Origin of the sequence: Actinomadura opuntiae, assembly GCF_030283205.1 — a bacterium.
Lineage (GTDB): Bacteria > Actinomycetota > Actinomycetes > Streptosporangiales > Streptosporangiaceae > Spirillospora.
On sequence record NZ_JASNWF010000013.1, the window covers coordinates 162090 to 181100 of the forward strand.

The 19011-nt window shown below is 71.6% G+C and carries 16 protein-coding genes; 4 read left to right on the forward strand and 12 right to left on the reverse strand.

Features of this window, described 5'->3' with window-relative positions:
- The first annotated feature begins 66 nt into the window (after positions 1–66).
- Positions 67–492 carry an OsmC family protein gene (locus tag QP089_RS27595; protein ID WP_190856170.1) on the forward strand — a complete coding sequence of 142 codons (426 nt, stop codon included), beginning with the start codon at positions 67–69 and terminating at the stop codon, positions 490–492.
- A 13-nt stretch (positions 493–505) separates the two neighbouring features.
- Here the strand turns inward: QP089_RS27595 and QP089_RS27600 are convergent, their stop codons facing one another.
- Both QP089_RS27600 and recO read right to left on the reverse strand, forming a co-directional pair.
- Positions 506–1306: an isoprenyl transferase gene (locus QP089_RS27600; RefSeq protein ID WP_285915245.1), complete on the reverse strand. Its 801-nt coding sequence runs from the start codon at positions 1304–1306 to the stop codon at positions 506–508.
- Positions 1303–2097: a DNA repair protein RecO gene (gene recO / locus QP089_RS27605; RefSeq protein WP_285915247.1), complete on the reverse strand. Its 795-nt coding sequence runs from the start codon at positions 2095–2097 to the stop codon at positions 1303–1305. Before recO ends, QP089_RS27600 begins: the two co-directional genes overlap by 4 nt.
- 183 nt (positions 2098–2280) lie before the next feature.
- On the opposite strand from recO, the gene QP089_RS27610 reads away from it, so the two are divergent.
- Entirely contained in the window at positions 2281–3312 is a 1032-nt protein-coding gene (locus QP089_RS27610; RefSeq protein WP_285915249.1) for a M4 family metallopeptidase, read from the forward strand.
- A gap of 70 nt (positions 3313–3382) precedes the next feature.
- Positions 3383–3637, forward strand: a complete 255-nt coding sequence (locus QP089_RS27615) for a protealysin inhibitor emfourin (RefSeq protein ID WP_285915251.1) — start codon at positions 3383–3385, stop codon at positions 3635–3637.
- Between the two features lie 89 nt (positions 3638–3726).
- Here QP089_RS27615 and QP089_RS27620 read toward each other — a convergent pair whose 3' ends face one another.
- The 9 genes from QP089_RS27620 to QP089_RS27660 form a co-directional block, all read right to left on the reverse strand.
- Positions 3727–7311 carry a discoidin domain-containing protein gene (locus QP089_RS27620; protein WP_285915252.1) on the reverse strand — a complete coding sequence of 1195 codons (3585 nt, stop codon included), beginning with the start codon at positions 7309–7311 and terminating at the stop codon, positions 3727–3729.
- Between the two features lie 100 nt (positions 7312–7411).
- Positions 7412–8956, reverse strand: a complete 1545-nt coding sequence (locus QP089_RS27625; RefSeq protein ID WP_285915253.1) for a glycoside hydrolase family 13 protein — start codon at positions 8954–8956, stop codon at positions 7412–7414.
- Positions 8957–9002: 46 nt separating this feature from the next.
- Entirely contained in the window at positions 9003–9881 is an 879-nt protein-coding gene (locus QP089_RS27630) for a carbohydrate ABC transporter permease (RefSeq protein WP_285915255.1), read from the reverse strand.
- Between the two features lie 3 nt (positions 9882–9884).
- Positions 9885–10814: a carbohydrate ABC transporter permease gene (locus QP089_RS27635; RefSeq protein WP_285915256.1), complete on the reverse strand. Its 930-nt coding sequence runs from the start codon at positions 10812–10814 to the stop codon at positions 9885–9887.
- 70 nt (positions 10815–10884) lie between these two features.
- Positions 10885–12249 carry an ABC transporter substrate-binding protein gene (locus tag QP089_RS27640; protein WP_285915258.1) on the reverse strand — a complete coding sequence of 455 codons (1365 nt, stop codon included), beginning with the start codon at positions 12247–12249 and terminating at the stop codon, positions 10885–10887.
- 195 nt (positions 12250–12444) lie between these two features.
- A complete protein-coding gene (locus tag QP089_RS27645) occupies positions 12445–13461 on the reverse strand; it encodes a LacI family DNA-binding transcriptional regulator (protein WP_285915259.1) in 1017 nt (338 codons plus the stop codon).
- Between the two features lie 259 nt (positions 13462–13720).
- Positions 13721–15418 (reverse strand): 2-isopropylmalate synthase, encoded by a 1698-nt coding sequence (gene leuA / locus QP089_RS27650; RefSeq protein WP_285915260.1) that lies wholly within the window; start codon positions 15416–15418, stop codon positions 13721–13723.
- A gap of 246 nt (positions 15419–15664) precedes the next feature.
- On the reverse strand, positions 15665–16441 hold the full coding sequence (ddaH, locus tag QP089_RS27655; protein ID WP_285915262.1) for a dimethylargininase: 777 nt from the start codon (positions 16439–16441) through the stop codon (positions 15665–15667).
- A gap of 1 nt (position 16442) precedes the next feature.
- Positions 16443–17054 carry a tellurite resistance TerB family protein gene (locus QP089_RS27660; RefSeq protein ID WP_285915263.1) on the reverse strand — a complete coding sequence of 204 codons (612 nt, stop codon included), beginning with the start codon at positions 17052–17054 and terminating at the stop codon, positions 16443–16445.
- Positions 17055–17155: 101 nt separating this feature from the next.
- Here QP089_RS27660 and QP089_RS27665 point away from each other — a divergent pair, with 101 nt between their 5' ends.
- Entirely contained in the window at positions 17156–17953 is a 798-nt protein-coding gene (locus QP089_RS27665) for a hypothetical protein (RefSeq protein WP_285915264.1), read from the forward strand.
- A gap of 13 nt (positions 17954–17966) precedes the next feature.
- Here the strand turns inward: QP089_RS27665 and era are convergent, their stop codons facing one another.
- The gene (gene era / locus QP089_RS27670) at positions 17967–18881 is read right to left on the reverse strand and encodes a GTPase Era (RefSeq protein WP_285915453.1); all 915 of its coding nucleotides are present in this window, start codon (positions 18879–18881) and stop codon (positions 17967–17969) included.
- Positions 18882–19011 lie beyond the last annotated feature (130 nt).

Consider the following 19011-nt stretch of genomic DNA (forward strand, 5'->3'; position numbering starts at 1 on the left):
CGCCCCCGCGTCCCCGTCCGCGGGGCCTCGGCGTACGCGGGGACGGTGTGCGAGAGAATCGGTGGCATGGCTACGACACGCACCGCCAACGCGCACTGGGAAGGACCGCTCCTCAGCGGTCAGGGAACCGTTTCGCTCGACTCGTCCAAGGTCGGCACGTTCGACGTGACCTGGGCGTCCCGCAGCGAGGAGCCGAACGGGCGGACCAGCCCGGAGGAACTGATCGCCGCCGCCCACTCCACCTGCTACTCGATGGCCCTGTCGCACGGGCTGGCCGGCGCCGGGAACCCGCCGGAGAAGGTGGACACCAAGGCGGAGGTCACCTTCCAGCCGGGCGAGGGCATCACCGGCATCCACCTGACGGTCCGGGCGAGCGTGCCCGGCCTGTCCGCGGACGCCTTCGAGAAGGCCGCGCAGGACGCCAAGGAGAACTGCCCGGTCAGCCAGGCCCTCAAGGGCACCACGATCACCCTGGACGCGGCCCTGGTCTGAGCCCGGACCCGCGTCAGCCGGTCGCGGCGGTGGGCTCCACGGGGTTGGGGATCGCACCGCCGTACCGGCGGTCGCGGCTGGCGTACAGCTCGCACGCGTGCCACAGGTGCCGCCGGTCGAAGTCGGGCCACAGCGTGTCGAGGAAGACCATCTCCGCGTACGCCGACTGCCACAGCAGGAAGTTGGACGTGCGCTGCTCCCCCGACGAGCGCAGGAACAGGTCCACGTCCGGGATGCCCGGCTCGTCGAGGTACCGGGCGAACACCTTCTCGTTGATCTTGTCGGGGTTGAGGCGGCCGGCGCGCACGTCCCGGGCGATCGCCGCCGCCGCGTCCGCGATCTCGGCGCGGCCGCCGTAGTTCACGCAGAACTGCAGGGTGAGCACGTCGTTCTCGCGCGTCATCTCCTCGGCCGTCTCCAGCTCCTTGATGACGCTGCGCCACAGCCGCGGGCGGCGGCCCGCCCAGCGCACCCGCACGCCCATCGAGTGCAGCTGGTCGCGGCGGCGGCGGATCACGTCGCGGTTGAAGCCCATCAGGAAGCGGACCTCGTCCGGCGAGCGCTTCCAGTTCTCGGTGGAGAAGGCGTAGGCCGACAGGTACGGCACGCCCAGCTCGATCGCGCCCATGATCACGTCGAACAGCGAGTCCTCGCCGCGCTTGTGGCCCTCGGTGCGCGGCAGCCCGCGCTCCTTGGCCCAGCGGCCGTTGCCGTCCATGACGATGGCGACGTGCCGCGGCACCAGGTCCGCGGGGATCGGCGGGGGCTTCGCGCCGTCCCGATGCGGTTCCGGTGGCGATACGGCCCTTCTCACACTCTCTCCCTGGTGGTGTCGTCGCCGGCGGCGTCCGAGCGGTCCGCGCGGTCTCCGCGGTCCTCGCGTTCGACGTGCCGCAGCGAGCGGATCCCGTGCTCCAGATGCCACTGCAGGTAGGCGGCGACGAGGCCGCTGCTCTCCACCCGGTGGCGGGGCTCGCTGGCGTCGGCGTACTCCCAGTCGCCGCGCAGCAGCGCCAGCATCAGCGCGAACGTCGGCGGCGCCGGCGTCGCGGCGCCGGGCTGGCGGCAGTTCGCGCAGACCGCGCCGCCCGCCGCGATGGCGAACCCGCGCAGCCCGCCGCGGTTACCGCACCGGCAGCACTCGTCCAGCGCCGGGGCCCACCCGGCGACCGACAGCGAGCGCAGCAGGAAGGCGTCCAGCACGAGCCGCGGGTCGTGGCCGCGCTCGGCGAGCGTGCGCAGCCCGCCGACCAGCAGCAGGAACTGCCGCAGGGCGGGCTCGCCCTCCTCGCCGGCCAGCTTGTCCGCGGTCTCCAGCATCGCCGTGCCCGCCGTGTAGCGGGGGTAGTCGCCGACGAGCGCCTCGCCGTACGGGCGCAGCGTCTCGGCCTGGGTGATCAGGTCGAGCGAGCGGCGCTCGTACAGCTGGAGGTCGACGTGGGTGAACGGCTCCAGCCGCGCGCCGAACCGGGACCTGGTCTTGCGCACCCCCTTCGCCGCGGCGCGGATCCGGCCGCCGCGCCGGGTCAGCACCGTCACGATGCGGTCGGCCTCGCCCAGCTTCTGGGTGCGCAGGACGATGCCTTCGTCGCGGTAGAGGGTCACCCGTTCATTCTCGCGCACGCGCCCGGGTGCCCGGTCGCGCCGCCCGGCATCTCCGCAGGATCTTCACAAGTCTCCCAGCCGCCCCGTCCGCCCCGGATGCGGTCACGCTTTGTGACCGGTTTCGGCCGTGCGGTGACGGCGAAAGGTGTGGCCGCCGTCACGGCGAGCTGGCAGCGTTGGAGCATGAGATGCCACATCGTGCCTCCGCACATGCTGGAACGCATCGCCCGCGACGCCACCGACCCGGCCATGCGCGACCGTGCCCGCCGGACGCTGGCCCTCACCTCCGCCCACGCCACCGAACGCCGCCTCGCCTCCTACGCCGCGCCCCCCGCGCCGTCCGGCGCCGCCGCGCCGAACCGGGAGATCGCCGACGCCGGGCACAAGGAGCAGCTCCCCGGCCGCACCGTCCGCGCCGAGGGCGCCGCCGCCACCGGCGACACGTCCTGCGACCAGGCCTACGACTGGCTGGGCGCCACCTTCGCCTTCTACCAGACCGCCTACGGGCGCGACTCCATCGACGGCGCCGGCCTGAAGATGATCTCGACGGTCCACTACGGCGAGCGCTACGACAACGCCTTCTGGAACGGCGAGCAGATGGTGTACGGCGACGGCGACGGGACGATCTTCACCGACTTCACCGGCCCGCTCGACGTCACCGGCCACGAGCTGACCCACGGCGTCACCCAGTACACCGCGAACCTGGACTACTCGGGCCAGTCCGGCGCGCTCAACGAGTCGCTCTCCGACGTGTTCGGCTCGCTGATCAAGCAGATGCACCTCGGCCAGACCGCCGACCAGGCCGACTGGCTGATCGGCCAGGGCCTGCTCGCCCCCGGCGTGCACGGCGTCGCGCTCCGCTCGATGAAGGAGCCCGGCACCGCCTACGACGACCCGCAGCTCGGCAAGGACCCGCAGCCCGCCCACATGAGCGGCTACGTCCGCACCTACGAGGACAACGGCGGCGTCCACATCAACTCCGGCATACCGAACCGCGCGTTCTACCTCGCCGCCGCCGCGATCGGCGGGAACGCCTGGGAGAAGGCCGGGCGCGTCTGGTACGAGACCCTCACCGGCGGGTCGCTGGCGAGCGCGATCGACTTCGCGGGCTTCGCCGCCGAGACCGTCCAGACCGCGACCCGGCTCTACGGCGCCGACGCCGCCGAGACCGCGGCGGTGAGCAACGCCTGGAAAGGGGTAGGCGTCCAACAGTGAGGCAGGCCGAAGCGGCGGCGCGGGCGGGGGAACGCGCGAGACGGTGACAGTGCGGGACGGTGACGGTGCGGTGAAGGTGACAGTCGTCCGCAGCGGCGGGTTCGCCGGGATCCGGCGGCAGGGCGAGGCCGACAGTACGACCGATCCGATGCTGGCGCGGCTGGTCGGCCGGGTCGACCTGGCGGCGGTGCCGCCGCCCGGCCGGATCCCCGACCAGTTCGTGTACGACATCGACATCGACGGCCGGCACACCACGGTCGGCGAGGCCCAGCTGAACGGCCCGCTCCGCGAGCTCGTCCACCACGTCCTCGGCCGCGCCCGGTGACCCCCGGCCGGTGACCCCCGGGCGCGCCGGGCCGGCGGGCACGCGGGGACGCGGGTGCCTCCCAACACCCGCGTCCCCGGTCCCCCTGCTCAGGGGTTCCTGGTGATGGTGAACGTGGTCGTGGTGTTCCTGATGTCCTCGGCGTTGTCGTGCAGCGTCAGGTGGTCGAAGGTGGCCGAGCCGACCGCCGGGCCCTGACCGGGTTCGGGCATCTCGTTGACCCAGATCCCGAATCCGGACTTGGCGTCGAACGCGTCACCGCTCCTGCGGGCGCCGGAGATGGTGACGTCCGTGAGGACCGTGTCGGTGATCGGCTTGAGCGGCTGCCCTCCGGAGTACTTGGTCTGGAACATGATCCCCGAGTAGGTCGGGTCGACGATGTCGACGTCGTTGATGCGGATGCCCTGGAACGGGAACTCCCCCGAATACAGCCAGAGGGCGGGGAAGGTCTGGTTCCCCCAGAAGTGCCCGCCGGCCCGGATCAGCGAGATGTTCTCGAACGTCGTCTTCGGGTCCGATTCGAATCCGAGGGCGGGAATGCCGCCGAACTGCAGCGTCCCGATCGTGATCCCGGAGTAGACGAGCGTGTCGGCGATGTGGATGTTGCGGAAGGTGTTGCCGCCGCCTCCGTAGACCGCGAGCCCGGCCGCGCGCCAGGTCAGCAGCGAGGTGAGGTCCTCGAAGACGTTCCCGGTCTCCTGTTCGTTGTGGTTGTCGGTGGCGGGGAACAGCGCGAAGCTGTCGTCGCCGGTGGTGCGGGTCTCGACGTTCGCGACGTGGTTTCCGGAGCTGCCGTTGGTGAAGTTGATGCCGTCCGCCCACGTGTCGCGGATCCGCGAGTTCTCGATCGTGGAATGGTCGACGTTCGTCCCCCAGAAAAGGCAGACGACGTGCTCGGCCCAGACGTCGTCGATCGTCATGTCGCTGACGTTCGAGAAGTCGAACACCTTTCCCGGCCCGTCGATACGGGACGTGTAGTTGCCGAGGAACCCGAATCCGGAGAACGTCGAACCGTTGGCGGTCGCGTCCGCGCGGAATCCGGCGTCGGTGTTCTGCTGGTTCGGCGGCGTGCGGAACCGGGTGAACCAGGGGCCCGCGCCGACGACCTTGACGGCCTTGCCGTAGACCTGGAACTTCTGCGCGGTGTCGTAGGTGCCCGGCGGCAGGTAGACGCCGACGAGCGAGGAGTCCTGCCGCACCTTGTCGAGGGCGTTCTGGACGTCCTGGTGGGTGAAGCCTGCGGGCTCGGCGTACTTGGCCGGGTCGGGGTTCGGCTTGGCCGTGGCCAGTTCGGTGTTGACGAAGTCGATGGCGTAGGTGGTGGTGTTGGCGGCGTCCTTCTGCAGCTTGATCTTGTGGCCGGCCGGCACCGTCGTGCCGAGCATGAGGTTCGCCTCGTCGTAGATGTGGCGGGGCGGCCCGGCGCCCGGCGAGTCGCTCGGACTCGCCTCGGCCCCGTACACCCACGTGTACCGGGACGTGAGGTCGATGGCCTTGAGGAACGTCCCGTCGACGTAGACGTCGAGCGTCGAGTCGACGCCTCCGCCGCCCGCCGCGTCGGGGATGGAGTAGCGGGTCACGAGGGTGTTGGTGGGCGCCTTGGTGGTGAACTCGACGCTGCTGCCGGTGGAGTTCAGCGTCACGGCGCGGCGGCCGGACGCCTCTCCGGCGAGGTCGCCGATCGTGCGGTTGGGGCCGACGACAGCGGCACCGCCGCCGAGGACGCCGTCCTCGGCCTCGTAGGCGTCGAACGGCAGGTGCGCGCCGCGCCCGACGAACAGGGCCTGCGTGGAGGTGTTGTTCGCGCGCTTGACCGGCACCTCGTTGACGTCGTCCTCGATGGTGGTCCGGATCGTGTAGCGGCCGTTCGCGGCGGTCCAGGTGCCGAGGTCGACGGGCGCGGCGGTGGCGCCGGGCGCGAGCGGGCCGGTGAAGGAGCCGGTGAGCGTCTTCACCGCCGTGCCGCCGTCCAGGATCGTCAGCGTGATGCCGTGGGAGCCGCCGGCGGTGGCCTGGGTGCCCTCGTTGCGCGGCGTGGCCGAGAACCTGACCGCGTCGCCGGCCTGCGGGTTGCCGGGGCTCCAGGTGACGTCGCGTACCACCAGGTCGGAGCTCGGCACCGGCGCGATCTTGAGGGTCGCGCTCGCGGTGTTGTTGGTCTCGTTCAGCTCGACGTCGTCGTCACCGGCGTCGGCCGTGGCCGCGACGGTGTAGCTGCCGGCGTCGTGCGTCCCGATCGAGGCGGACACGGTGGTGGACGCTCCGGCCGCCAGCTCTCCGACCTGCGCGGACGCCGCCTTCGTTCCGCCGACCAGGAAGTCGAGGGAGCTCGGGTCGGCGGTGCCCGTCCCGGCGTTCTTCACGGTCGCGCGGAGCGTGACGCCGTTGGTCTCGTCCGGAGCGGCGGGGTCCCAGGACAGGTTCGTGACGGTCAGGTCCGGGGCGGGCGCCGGGGTGCCGATGACCTGGAACTCGGCGGCCTGGCCGCCCGGCGCGCCGGAGTTGGCGGTGAACGCCAGCCGCACCTCGGCGGCCGTCGCGGTGACCGGGATCGTCACGGTGTTGCCGGTGGCCGGGTCGAAGGCGTACTTCGCGGCCGGCTTGATGGTCGTGAACGAGCCCGTGTGGCCGCCGCGTCCGAGCACCTCGATCGTCTGGCTGCGGGTGGACCACGCCGCGTCGGGGTTCAGCTTCACCACGACGGAGGTGAGGTCGGCCTTCGCGCCGAGATCGACGGTGAGCGTCGCCGGATAGGCGCCGGAGCCGGACTCCCAGTACGTGGCGACGTCGTTGTCGTTGGCGTTGCCCTCGACGAAGGAGTAGACGTGCGAGGACGCGGTGATCGGCTTGCCCGCGGCGAGGTTGGTGCCGCCGCCCTGCCCCTGGCGGGTCACCACGTTGCTGTCGGGCGAGACGTTGCCCGCCGCGTCCCGCGCCCGGACGAAGTAGGAGACGGTCGCCGTCGCGGGCTGGTCGTCGGTGTAGGTGAGGACGTTCCCGGCGACGCTCGCGCGCTTCCCGCCGTCGGCGTAGACGTCGTATCCGGTGACGCCGACCGCGTCGGACGCGGCGTTCCAGGTCAGCTTGATCTTCCCGGCGGACGGCTCGGTGTACGCCAGCCCGGACGGCGCGGTCGGCGGCGTCCGGTCCCCGGTGGACGGGCCGTAGATCTCCAGTTCCGACAGCTGCCCGGCGGGCCAGCCGGTGTTGGCGGTGACGCGGACGCGCAGGTAGCGGGTGAGCTTGGCGTCGTAGGTCAGCGTCACGGTGTTGTTCGCGGCCGGGTCGAAGGTCCGGCCGGCGGAGCCGACGAGGTCGCTGTAGGTCGTCCCGTCCGTGCTGCCCTGCACGGAGAGCGTCTGGGTGCGGGCGCCCCAGTTCGCGGTCGGGAGCTTCAGGACGACCTTGTTCGTGTCGACGGAGGCGCCGAGGTCGACCTGGATCCACTGCGGGAAGGCGTTGTTGGCGCTCTCCCAGTAGGTGGCCTGGTCGCCGTCGTTGACGTGGTCGGCGGTGTACTGGCCGTTGGAGCTGCTGGCGGACACGGTCTTGCCCGCCGCCAGGTTCGTCTCGGCCGCGGCGGCGGGCGCCGCCGCCGGGCCGGTGAGCCCGGCGGCGGCCAGCACGGTGGCCAGCGCGGCCGCCACCAGCGTGCGGAGGGACTTCTGTCTCATCGCGTTTCTGCTCCCTGTTCGGTGAATGCGGGGGGTGGGACACCTGCCTGGGAGGAGCGGCAGAAGTATCGGCGGGCCGGCGCGGCCGCGGCGGCCCGGCTCAGCGCAGCCAGACGGCGGTGTCGGGCGGCAGCAGGCCGTCCGGCAGCGGTCCGCTCGCCAGCAGCACCTCGCCGGTGACCGGCACGGGCTCGGCGCCGAGGTTGACCATGCAGGTCAGCCCGGAGTCGCGGGCGAAGGCGAGGACATCGTCCGGCGAGGGGAGCCAGGTGAGGGAGCCGTCGCCGAGGTGCTCGCGGCGCAGCCCCAGCGCCCTCCGGTAGAGGTTGAGCATCGAGCCGGGGTCGGGTTCCTGCGCCTCGACGGTGAGGTCCTTCCAGTCGGCGGGCTGCGGCAGCCAGGGGTCGCCGCCGAACCCGAACGGCGGCCGGTCCCCCGACCACGGCAGCGGGACGCGGCAGCCGTCGCGGCCGGGGTCGGTGTGGCCCGAGCGGCTCCAGATCGGGTCCTGGCGCAGGTCGTCGGGCAGGTCCTCGACCTCGGGGAGGCCGAGCTCCTCGCCCTGGTAGATGTAGACGGCGCCGGGCAGCGCCATCGCCAGCAGCGCCGCGGCCCGCGCCCGCCGCACCCCGAGGGCCCGGTCGGTCGGCGCGCCGTGCCGGCGGTCCTGCAGGTCGAACGAGGTGTCGGCGCGGCCGTAGCGGGTGACGGGCCGGACGACGTCGTGGTTCGACAGCACCCAGGTCGGGGGCGCGCCGAGCGGGACGTGCGTGGCGAGCGTCGTGTCGATCACCCCGCGCAGCGCGCGCGGCTCGAACGCGCAGTTCAGGAAGTCGAAGTTGAACGCGGTGTGCATCTCGTCGGGGCGCAGGTAGCGGGCGAAGCGCTCCTGGTCGGGCAGCCACACCTCGCCGACCAGCATCCGGCCCGGGTACTCCTCGGTGATCTTGCGCCAGCCCCGGTAGATCTCGTGGACGCCGTCGCGGTCGGTGTAGGGGTCCCGGCCGTCCGGTTCGGCGTCGGGGTCCTTGACCAGCAGCGCCGCCGAGTCGATGCGGATGCCGTCCACGCCGCGCTCGTACCAGAACCGCAGCACGTCGTGGAACTCCTGCACGACGTCGGGGCTGTTCCAGTTCCAGTCGGGCTGCTCGGGCGCGAACAGGTGCAGGTACCACTCGCCGTCCGGCACGCGGGTCCAGGCGGGCCCGCCGAAGATCGACCGCCAGTCGTTGGGCGGGCCGTCGCCGCGTCCGGGACGGAACCAGAAGCGCTCCCGTTCGGGCGAGCCCGGCCCGGCGGCCAGCGCCTCCCGGAACCAGGCCGCCTGGTCGGAGGCGTGGTTGGGCACCACGTCCAGGATGATCCGCAGCCCCGCGCCGTGCGCCGCGGCGATGAACGCCTCGGCCTCGGCGAGCGTCCCGAACACCGCCTCGACGTCCCGGTAGTCGGCGACGTCGTAGCCGCCGTCCGCCATCGGGGACGGGTACCAGGGGTTCAGCCACAGCGCGTCGACGCCGAGCCCGGCGAGGTAGGGCAGCCGGTCGCGCAGGCCGGCGAGGTCGCCGACGCCGTCGCCGTTCCCGTCGGCGAAGCTGCGCGGGTACACCTGGTAGATCACCGCGCCACGCCACCATGCTTCGGGCATGCGAACACTCCTTGCTCGTTAAGAGGAACGGACGGCCGGGGGCGGATCAGCCCTTCAGGCCGCCCGCCGTGAGGCCGGCCATGATGTGCCGCTGGAAGACGAAGAAGACGACGATGGTGGGCACGCTGGCGATTACCAGCGAGCCGATCAGCACGTTCTGCGGCACCTGCACCGCCAGCGACGAGATCGCCACGCTGATCGTCTTGCGGTGCGAGTCGGGCAGCACCAGCAGCGGCCAGACGAAGTCGCGCCACACGTTGACGATCGTGAAGATCGACACGACGCCGAGGATGGGCCGCGAGACCGGCAGCACCACCGACCACAGGATCCGCGCGGGCGAGGCGCCGTCCACCTCCGCGGCCTGCAGCAGCTCGGTGGGGATCGAGTCGAAGAACCGCTTGAGCAGGAAGATGTTGAAGGCGTTCGCGGCGGCCGGCAGCCAGATCGCCCAGGGCGTGTTCAGCAGGTTGACGTGCAGGAGCGGCAGGTCCTTCACGGTCAGGTAGGCGGGCAGCAGGATCACCATCGGCGGGATCATCAGCGTCGCGAGCATCAGCCCGAGCACCGCCCGGCCGAACATCGGGCGCAGCTTCGACAGCGCGTACGCGGCGGTGACGTCGACGCCCATCGTGAACAGCCAGGCGCCGAGCGCGTAGACCAGCGTGTTGCGCAGGTACAACCCGAGGTCGAGCTGCCGCCACGCCTCCCGGTAGCCGGACAGGTCGAGGTGGTGCGGGAACACGTCCGGCGGGACGTCGGCGAGCTCGTCCGGCGACTTCATCGCGCCGGTGACCATCCAGTACAGCGGGAACACGAACACGAACGTGAACACGACGACGATCGAGACGAGGGTCGTCCAGTAGATCGCCTTGCCGCGCCGGGTGCCGAGCGTGTGCGGCGAGACCAGGGTGCGCGTCTCCGCCATCGGTTACCTCGCCTCCTCGCGCGAGACGCGCAGGTAGATGGCGGAGAACACCATCAGCACGAGCATCAGCATCAGCCCGAGCGCGCCGCCGCCGCCGAAGTTGGTGAAGTTGAACGCGTACTGGTACATCAGGTACGCCACGGTGACGGTCGAGCCCTCGGGTCCGCCGCCGGTCAGCAGGTACGGCTCGATGAACACCTGCATCGTCGCGATGATCTGCAGGAGCAGCATCACCAGCAGGATCAGCCGGGTCTGCGGGACGGTGATGTGCCGGATCCGGCGGAACAGCCCGGCCCCGTCCAGCTCCGCCGCCTCGTACAGCTCGCCGGGGATGGTCTGCAGCGCCGCCAGGTAGATCAGCGTGCCGCTGCCGAGGTTCATCCACGTCGACACGATCACCAGCGAGACCAGCGCGGTGCTCGTCGAGTCGAGCCAGCTCAGCCCCGGCAGGTGCACGGCGTGCAGCATCTGGTTGAACAGCCCCGGCCCCGGGTCGTAGAACCACTTGAACAGCAGCACCGCGACCGCCGGCGGCAGCATCACCGGCAGGTACACCACGAACCGCAGGTACGCGCGGGCGTGCTTCAACTCGTTCAGCACGATCGCGATGGCGAACGGCACGACGTACCCGACCACCAGCGCCAGCAAGGTGAACTCCGCCGTGTTGACCCACGCGTCCACGAACCCCGGGTCGGCGAACACGGTGCGGAAGTTGTCGAGCCCGACCCAGCGGGCCTCGCCGACGAAGTTGGTCTTCTGGAAGCTGAGCAGCACCTCGCGGACGATCGGGTACCAGGAGAAGAACGCGAAGCAGATCAGCGCCCCGCACAGGAACCCGTACGCGGTCAGGTTGCGCTTCGCGGCGCGCCGGGCGCGCGAGGGGCTCCGCCGCGCGTGCGCGGCGGGGCGGACGAGCGTCCGCGCTGTGGTCATCGGTGCCTCCGGGCGTTGGGCGGCGGGTCCGGGACGCCGGCGTCGCGGGCCGGCGCCCCGGGGGCGGGCGTCAGTTCCCCGACCGCGCCAGCGCGGCGTCGGCCTTGCGCTGCGCGTCCGCGAGCAGCTGGTCGATGTTCGCGTCCCGCCTGGTCAGCACGGCTTGGACGACCGAGTCGAGAATGGTGTAGAGCTGCTGGGCGTGCGGCGGCTCCAGCTTGCCGGGCACCTTGGCGTAGGCGTCCTCGTACGGCTTGAAGTTCTGGACGGGCAGGTTCGCGGACGCGGCGCGCAGCTGCCGGTCCTTCTGCCCCATCGCGTTGTCGCCGAACAGCTTCGGCTGCGGGATGCCGACGGGACGGCCGTCCTTGGCGGCCCGCGCGTAGTTCAGCTGCCCCTGGCCGGGGGTGAGCATGGCGAAGTCGAGCCACATCAGCCCGGCCTTGATCTTCTCCGGGGACGCCTTCGGGCTGAACAGGTAGCCGTCACCGCCCATCAGCGTCCCGGCCGAGCCCGGGATCGGCGCCATGCCGTAGTCCTCGTACCGGCCCTTGAACTGGTCGACCAGCGCGGTCGCGTTGTCGGGGGCGCCGAGGTACATGCCGAGCTTGCCGGCGGCCATCATCCGCTGCACGTCGGCGTCGACGAGCAGCTGCTTGGTGCCCATCGAGTCGTCGGTCCAGCGCATGTCCCTGAGGTTCTGCAGGACGGCCTTGCCCTGCGGGCTGTTGAACGCCGACTTCTTGCCGTCGGCGGTGACCATGTCGCCGCCCTGGCTGTAGACCGAGGTCGCGAAGTGCCAGCCGCCCTGGTTCTTGGCGCTGAACTCGGCGTAGCCGACGGTGCCGCCACCGAGGGCGCTGATCTTCTTGGCGTCCTCGCGGACCTCCGCCCAGGTCGTGGGCGGCCGGTCGGGATCGAGGCCCGCCTTCTTGAACAGGGACCGGCTGTAGAACAGGCCCATCGAGTAGTTCTGCCGGGGCAGGCCGTAGACCTTGCCGCCGTCCTTGAAGACCTTCTCGACCGCCGGGTCGACGCTCGGGTACTGCTTGGACTGGCCGATGTAGGGGGTGATGTCGGCCGCCTGCCCGTTGGCGATGACACCGCGCACGTCGGTGAAGTAGACGTAGTAGACGTCCTCCATCTGCCCGCCCGCCAGCTTCGCCTGGAAGGTGTTCGGGTCGATGCAGGGGAAGGCGTCCTTGCCCTCGACCGTGATGTTGGGGTGCAGCTTCTGGAACGCGGCGACGTCCTCCAGCCACTCCTTGCGCTGCGCGGCCTGGCTCTTGGCCGGCATGCAGCCGACCGTGATCGACACCTTGGTGCCGGCGTCCAGGGGCGCGGTGTCCTTGCCACCGGAGCCGTCCCCGCCGCAGCCGGCGACGGTGGCGCCGAGGGCCGCGGCGAGCGCGGTGGCGAGAATCCGGGATCTCATGGGGGTTCCCTCCTGGGCCGTTGGGTCGGCCGATTGCGAGGAACATACAGAGACCAACATCACAGTGCAATAGGTGAATGAATATTCGCAAGAACTCGACAACAGCTCCCCCACCAGCCGTAAGCGCCTGCAGAACACCGAAAGCCGCCCTGCACGAGGGCGGCTTTCGGACGGTCCGGTACGCGGGGCGCGGCGTCAGCCGCGCGGGTTCCTGATCGGCGCCGTGGACGCGCGAACGACCAGTTCGGGCTCGTAGAGCAGTTCCTCGGCGGCGACCGGGCCGCCTTCCACCTGGCTCACCAGCAGCGCCACGGCCGCGCGGCCGATCGCCTCGATCGGCTGCCGGACGGTGGTCAGCGGCGGATTCACGCAATTCATGAACGCCGAGTCGTCGTAACCGACGACGGAGACGTCGTCCGGAACCGTCATGCCGAGCCGTCGCACCGCGCGGATGACGCCGAGCGCGAGCGGGTCGCTTGCGCAGATCACGCCGGTGACGCCGTCGCGGATCAGCCGCCCTGTGACGGCCTGGCCGCCCTCCAGCGAGAACATGCTCCGCCGCACCCACGCCTCGGGCAGGTCCAGGCCGGCGCGCTCGGCGGCGGCGCGGACGGCGGCGAGCTTGCGGCTGGACGGCACGTGGTCCGCGGGGCCGAGGACCACTCCGATGCGCTCGTGCCCGAGCGACAGCAGGTGCGCGAACGCCTGCTCGGCGGCGACCGCGTCATCGGTGGACACCTGCGGGAAGCTGAGCTTCTCGCTGGCCGCGTTGACCAGCACGACGGGCAGCCGCACGTCCAGCAGCCGGTGGTAGTGGCCGTGCGGGGCGTCCGCCTCGGCGTACAGCCCGCCCGCGAAGATCACCCCTGACGCCTGCTGCTGCAGCAGCATCTCCACGTAGTCGGCCTCCGACAGCCCGCCCGGCGTCAGCGTGCACAGCACCGGCGTGAAACCGCGCTGGGCGAGCGCCCCGCCGACGACCTCGGCCAGCGCGGGGAAGATCGGGTTGCCGAGCTCGGGCAGCACCAGCCCGACCAGCCGCGCCCGCTCACCCCGCAACTGGGTGGGCCGCTCGTACCCCAGCACGTCCAGGGCCGTCAGCACGGCCGCGCGGGTCGCGTCGGAAACGCCCGGCTTGTCATTGAGGACCCGGCTGACGGTGGCCTCGCTGACCCCGACCTTCTTGGCCACCTCAGCCAGTCGACGTGTCATACCGCAACTATACGACGCGAAGTTGCAAACCGCTTGCGTTCCTTGCAGCCCGACCCCGCCACCGAACGTGGAACCCGGCTGAACAAAGGAACGGAGGGCCGGACCTCAGCCACAACCACGGGCAGGCACGCGGAGCGAGCGCCAGCGAGCGGAGCGGGCCTGCCCGCCGACCGACAGGCCGTTTCGCCGCGGAGCGCCAGCGGAGCGGCGAAACGGCCTGTCGGTCGCAACGGGGGTTCCAGGGGGTCACCCCCCTGGGCTAACAGCAGCGGTTGACCGCCGACAGGATGGCCTTGAGGGAGGCGGTGACGATGTTGCCGTCGATGCCGACGCCCCACACCGTCGTGCCGTTGACGTCGCACTCGACGTAGGCGGCGGCGCGCGCGTCGCCGCCCGCGCTCATCGCGTGCTCGGCGTAGTCCAGCACGCGCACGCTGATCCCGACGGACGCGAGGGCGTCCTCGAACGCCGACACCGGGCCGTTGCCGACGCCCTGGATCTCGCGGATCTCGCCGTCCACCCGGATGTCGCAGCTGAGCGCGTCCTTCTCGTCCACCCGGGACGTGGCGCGGTGCGCCAGCAGGCCGACGCGCGGGCCGTTGGCGAGGAACTCCGCCTCGAAGATCTCCCACATCCGCTCGGGCGTGACCTCGCCGCCCTCGTCGTCGGTGTGCTCCTGCACCACGCGGGAGAACTCGATCTGCAGCCGGCGCGGCAGTTCCAGGGAGTGCTCGGTCTTCATGATGTAGGCGACGCCGCCCTTGCCGGACTGGCTGTTGACCCGGATGACGGCCTCGTACGTCCGGCCGACGTCGTGCGGGTCGATCGGCAGGTACGGGACCTGCCAGGTGTACTCCTCCACCGGCGTCCCGGCGGCCTCGGCGTCCCGCTTGAGGTGGTCGAAGCCCTTGTTGATGGCGTCCTGGTGGGAGCCGGAGAAGGCGGTGTAGACCAGGTCGCCGCCGTAGGGGTGGCGCTCGTGCACGGGCAGCTGGTTGCAGTACTCGACGGTGCGGCGGATCTCGTCGATGTCGGAGAAGTCGATCTGCGGGTCGACGCCCTGGGTGAACAGGTTCAGGCCCAGGGTGACCAGGCAGACGTTGCCGGTGCGCTCGCCGTTGCCGAACAGGCAGCCCTCGATGCGGTCGGCGCCCGCCATGTAGCCGAGCTCGGCGGCGGCGACGGCGGTGCCGCGGTCGTTGTGCGGGTGCAGCGACAGCACGACCGAGTCGCGGTAGGCCAGGTTCCGGTGCATCCACTCGATCTGGTCGGCGTAGATGTTCGGGGTGGCCATCTCGACGGTCGCCGGCAGGTTGACGATGACCTTCTTGTCCGGCGTGGGCTTCCACACGTCGTTGACGGCGTTGCAGACCTCGACGGCGTACTCCAGCTCGGTGCCGGTGAACGACTCCGGCGAGTACTGGAAGTAGATCTCGGTGTCGCCCATGTCCTCGGCGAGCTTGGCGCACAGCTTGGCGCCCTCCACCGCGATCGCGGTGATGCCGTCCTTGTCCTGGCCGAACACCACGCGGCGCTGCAGCGTGCTGGTCGAGTTGTACAGGTGGACGATCGCCTGCCTGGCGCCGCGCACCGACTCGAAGGTCCGCTCGATCAGCTCGGGCCGGGCCTGCGTCAGGACCTGGATCACCACGTCGTCGGGGATCCGGTCCTCTTCGATGATCTGCCGGACGAAGTCGAAGTCGGTCTGGCTGGCCGCCGGGAAGCCGACCTCGATCTCCTTGTAGCCCATCCGTACCAGCAGCTCGAACATCTGGAGCTTGCGGTGGGAGTCCATCGGGTCGATCAGCGCCTGGTTGCCGTCCCGCAGGTCGACCGCGCACCAGCGCGGGGCCTCGGTGATGACCTCGCCCGGCCAGGTCCGGTCGGTCAGCTTGATCGGGGTGAACGGCCGGTAGCGCTGGAACGGCATTCCGGAAGGCTGCTGTTGCGGATACATCCGATGTGCTCTCTCTGCTCGAACCTCACGGCCGACGTCCATAACGAAGTCCCGCAGCGAGGGAGCCGACCTGGTTTACAGGCCCCCGCTGCGGCCGCTAAGGAGGAGCAGCTCACGCAACACGCCTGCCAACGTAACAGACGACGTCCCAGTTACGGAAACCAACGTCCGGATGCTGAGACAACAGGGACCCCTGCCGTCTCCTCCAACGGCCCGCGGCACACCGGGCATTCCCGTCCCGCCGCCTCAGGGGAGGAGGACGGACAGGCAGGTCACGCAGCCTTCCAGGGCCTCGAACTCGCTGATGTCGACGCGCGTCACCCGCAGCCCGTCGGCGGCGAGCCGCGCGGCGGTTCGCGGCGCGGACGCCGCCATGAGCACGTGGTCGGGGCCGAGCAGCACCACGTGCGCGCCCGCCGGCTCCGGGACGACCCGGATGAACGGCAGCACCGAGGTGTCCACCAGCTCCGGCACCCCGATCAGGCTGCCGTCCGGCAGCGCCGTCATCGCCGACTTCAGGTGCAGGCAGCCGCGGGTGTCCACCGGCACCACCCGCCGCCCGCCCAGCAGGTGCGCGAGCTGGCAGATGCCCTCCTCGTTGGTGCGCGCGCCGCGCCCCACGTACACGGTGTCGCCGACGCACAGCACGTCCCCGCCGTCCAGGGTGCCCGGCGCCTTGATCCGCTCGACCCGCAGGCCCAGCTCGCGGACGGCCTGCTCGGTGCCGGACGCCTCGCCGCGCCGCCGCGTCTCCCCCGACCTGCCGAGCACCGCCAGGTCGCCGCAGACCACCACCGTGTCCTCGACGAACACCGCGTCCGGATGGTCGTCGGCCGGCGGCACCGCCCGGATCCGCCGCCCGGACGCCCGCAGCGCCGCGACGTACGCCTCGTGCTGGCGCACGGCGAGCGCGGTGTCGACCGGGCGACGCCCGATGTGGGTGACGATCCCCTCGGCGAGGCGCGGCCCCGGCGGCCGCACCAGGGCCGTGCCGGGACCCGGGCCGGGATGGGCGGGGTCCATGTCAGCGGGACGCCCCCTCGGTGGTGACGATCACGCCCAGCGCGTACGCGCGGGACATGCCGAGCAGTTCGGCGACGGCGTGCAGCGCCTGCCGCTCGCCCTCGTCGAGCGGGCCGTCCGCCAGCGCGATGCGGACGGCCTCGGCCAGGAACCACTCCTTGGCCTCCACGGCGAGGTGGGCGCCCGCCCGCTCGACCTCCTGGCCGAGGAACACCGGGGCCACGACGAGATCGGCGTCGATGGCGTCGTCGTCGTATTCCGGCTCCCCGTAGCGGGTGACGGTCTCGATGGCGCGGGCGCGGGACGACTCGTCGTCGGGGGCGCCCGAGCGCAGCACCAGGGCCGCGGCGGCGCGCATGCCCGCCGGCAGCGCCGCCGCCATCTGCTGGGCGGTCGGCGCGCGCAGCGCCGACACCGGGAAGCGGCCGCGGCACGTGCGGCACTCGGCCGCGTGCCCGAGCCGCCACAGCGGGACCAGCGGCACGAAGAACAGGCTGAACCAGCGCCGCGCGGCCCGCCTGCGGTAGGCGCGGTCGCCACCGCACTGCGGGCAGTGGAACATGCCCTCGCCGACCGTACGGAAGACGACCGTCAGCCCGAAAACGAGCAACACCGGGGCTCTCCTCCCAAAACGGACTTCGCTCCAAAGTACCGACCCCGCGCCGCCGACGTGGCCGTCCCGGGGAACACGGCCGCGCCGTTTACGCTGGGTCCATGACCGGTGACCTGGGTTCCGAGGCCGGCCGCGCGCGGCCGCGCCCGTCCTTCCTGCCGCCCGAGGGGGACCCGCCGGAGGCGGCGCCCGCCGGATTCGGCCCGCCGCCGGCGGCGCCGCCCGCGCCGGCCGGGCCGCGCCGCGCCGGCTGGGACCTCGCCATGATCGTGGTCTCCGCCGTGCTGGTGGTCTCGGCGTTCCTGCCGTGGGCGCACGCCCAGATCGTCTTCGATCTGTTCGGGCGCTCGCTGGTCCGCGACCGGGGCAGCGTGGCGGGCATCGACGCCGACACCATCGTCCTCGCCGTCCCGGTGCTGGCCGTCGTCGCGATCGTGATGGCGTTCTGGAACCTCGTCGCGCGCGACCAGCGGATCGGCGCGCTGGCCGCCATCCCCGCCGTGCTGTCGCTGCTGACCTGCGGGATCTTCGTGCTTCGGCTCGGCGACGTGCCCGACCGCCTGGCGGACAGCGGGCTGAACCTCACCTACCAGGTCAGCCTGCGGTACGGCTGGTTCCTCGCGGTCGCGTCGAGTCTACTGCTGGTCGCGTTCAGCCTCGTCCGTCCCATCTCGGACCGCCTGGCCGCGAGGACGGGCGGCGCGCCGCACCCCGACCAGCAGTACGCGTACGCCGAACAGCAGTACGCCGAAGCGCAGTACGCGCAGCAGCAGTGGGCGGAATCCGGCGCCGCGTGGCCCGAGGAGGCGCAGGCCTGGGGCCGGCAGCCCGAGGAGCACCACCCCGATCACCGGCCGCATGGGGGGACGGCGCCGACGCCGCAGCCCGAGCAGGAGTGAACACCCGCCCCGGTCAGTCGTAGAACCCCAGCCTGCGGAGCTGCTTGGGGTCGCGCTGCCAGTCCTTGAGCACGCTGACCCGCAGGTCCAGGAAGACCTTGGTGCCGAGCAGCGCCTCGATCTGCCGCCGCGCCGCCGCGCCGACCTCGCGCAGCCGGGCGCCCTTGTGCCCGATGATGATGCCCTTCTGGCTGGGCCGCTCGACGAACAGGTGCGCGTAGACGTCGATCAGGTCGTCGCGGCCCTCGCGCGGGTTCACCTCGTCCACCACCACCGCGATCGAGTGCGGCAGCTCCTCGCGGACGCCCTCCAGCGCCGCCTCGCGGATCAGCTCGCCGATCAGCACCTGCTCGGGCTCGTCGGTGAGGTCGCCCTCCGGGTACAGCGGCATCCCCTCGGGCAGCCGGGAGATCAGCAGGTCGCCGACGAGGCCGACCTGGAAGCCGCTCTCGGCCGAGCACGGCACGATGTCGGCGAACTCGCCGAGCCGTCCCACCGCCATCAGCTGCTCGGCGACCCGCTCGGGCGCGACCAGGTCGGTCTTGGTGACGATCGCCACGACCGGCGTCTTCTTCACCCCCGCCAGCTCCCGCGCGATGTACTTGTCGCCGGGCCCGACGGGCTGGTCGGCGGGCACGCAGAAGCCGATCACGTCCACCTCGGTGAGGGTCGAGCGGACGAGGCTGTCCAGCCGCTCCCCCAGCAGCGTCCGGGGCTTGTGCAGGCCGGGCGTGTCCACCACGACGAGCTGCGCCTCCGGCCGGTGCACGATCCCGCGGATCGCCCGCCTGGTCGTCTGCGGCCGGCTGCTGGTGATCGCCACCTTGGTGCCGACCAGCGCGTTCATCAGGGTGGACTTCCCCACGTTCGGCCGGCCGATGAAGCAGGCGAACCCGGCCCGATACCCCGCGGGCGCGACCCCGCCCATCACGTCTCCGCTGCTCGTCACGCTCCATATTGTTGCAGTGCCCTCGGCCTCAGGCGCCAGAGCGCCTTCCTTCAACGGGCACTGCGGCGATCGCCGCGTCGCTCCGGCTCGCCCCCGTCGGGGTCACGGA

What these genes read in the sequence shown, in the direction of transcription:
- QP089_RS27595 (WP_190856170.1), top strand. Translation starts at nt 67, where the DNA reads ATGGCTACGACACGCACCGCCAACGCGCACTGGGAAGGACCGCTCCTC.
- QP089_RS27610 (WP_285915249.1), top strand. Translation starts at nt 2,281, where the DNA reads ATGAGATGCCACATCGTGCCTCCGCACATGCTGGAACGCATCGCCCGC.
- QP089_RS27620 (WP_285915252.1), bottom strand. Translation starts at nt 7,311, where the DNA reads ATGAGACAGAAGTCCCTCCGCACGCTGGTGGCGGCCGCGCTGGCCACC.
- QP089_RS27625 (WP_285915253.1), bottom strand. Translation starts at nt 8,956, where the DNA reads ATGCCCGAAGCATGGTGGCGTGGCGCGGTGATCTACCAGGTGTACCCG.
- QP089_RS27630 (WP_285915255.1), bottom strand. Translation starts at nt 9,881, where the DNA reads ATGGCGGAGACGCGCACCCTGGTCTCGCCGCACACGCTCGGCACCCGG.
- QP089_RS27635 (WP_285915256.1), bottom strand. Translation starts at nt 10,814, where the DNA reads ATGACCACAGCGCGGACGCTCGTCCGCCCCGCCGCGCACGCGCGGCGG.
- QP089_RS27640 (WP_285915258.1), bottom strand. Translation starts at nt 12,249, where the DNA reads ATGAGATCCCGGATTCTCGCCACCGCGCTCGCCGCGGCCCTCGGCGCC.
- QP089_RS27645 (WP_285915259.1), bottom strand. Translation starts at nt 13,461, where the DNA reads ATGACACGTCGACTGGCTGAGGTGGCCAAGAAGGTCGGGGTCAGCGAG.
- leuA (WP_285915260.1), bottom strand. Translation starts at nt 15,418, where the DNA reads ATGTATCCGCAACAGCAGCCTTCCGGAATGCCGTTCCAGCGCTACCGG.
- ddaH (WP_285915262.1), bottom strand. Translation starts at nt 16,441, where the DNA reads ATGGACCCCGCCCATCCCGGCCCGGGTCCCGGCACGGCCCTGGTGCGG.
- QP089_RS27665 (WP_285915264.1), top strand. Translation starts at nt 17,156, where the DNA reads ATGACCGGTGACCTGGGTTCCGAGGCCGGCCGCGCGCGGCCGCGCCCG.
- era (WP_285915453.1), bottom strand. Translation starts at nt 18,881, where the DNA reads ATGGGCGGGGTCGCGCCCGCGGGGTATCGGGCCGGGTTCGCCTGCTTC.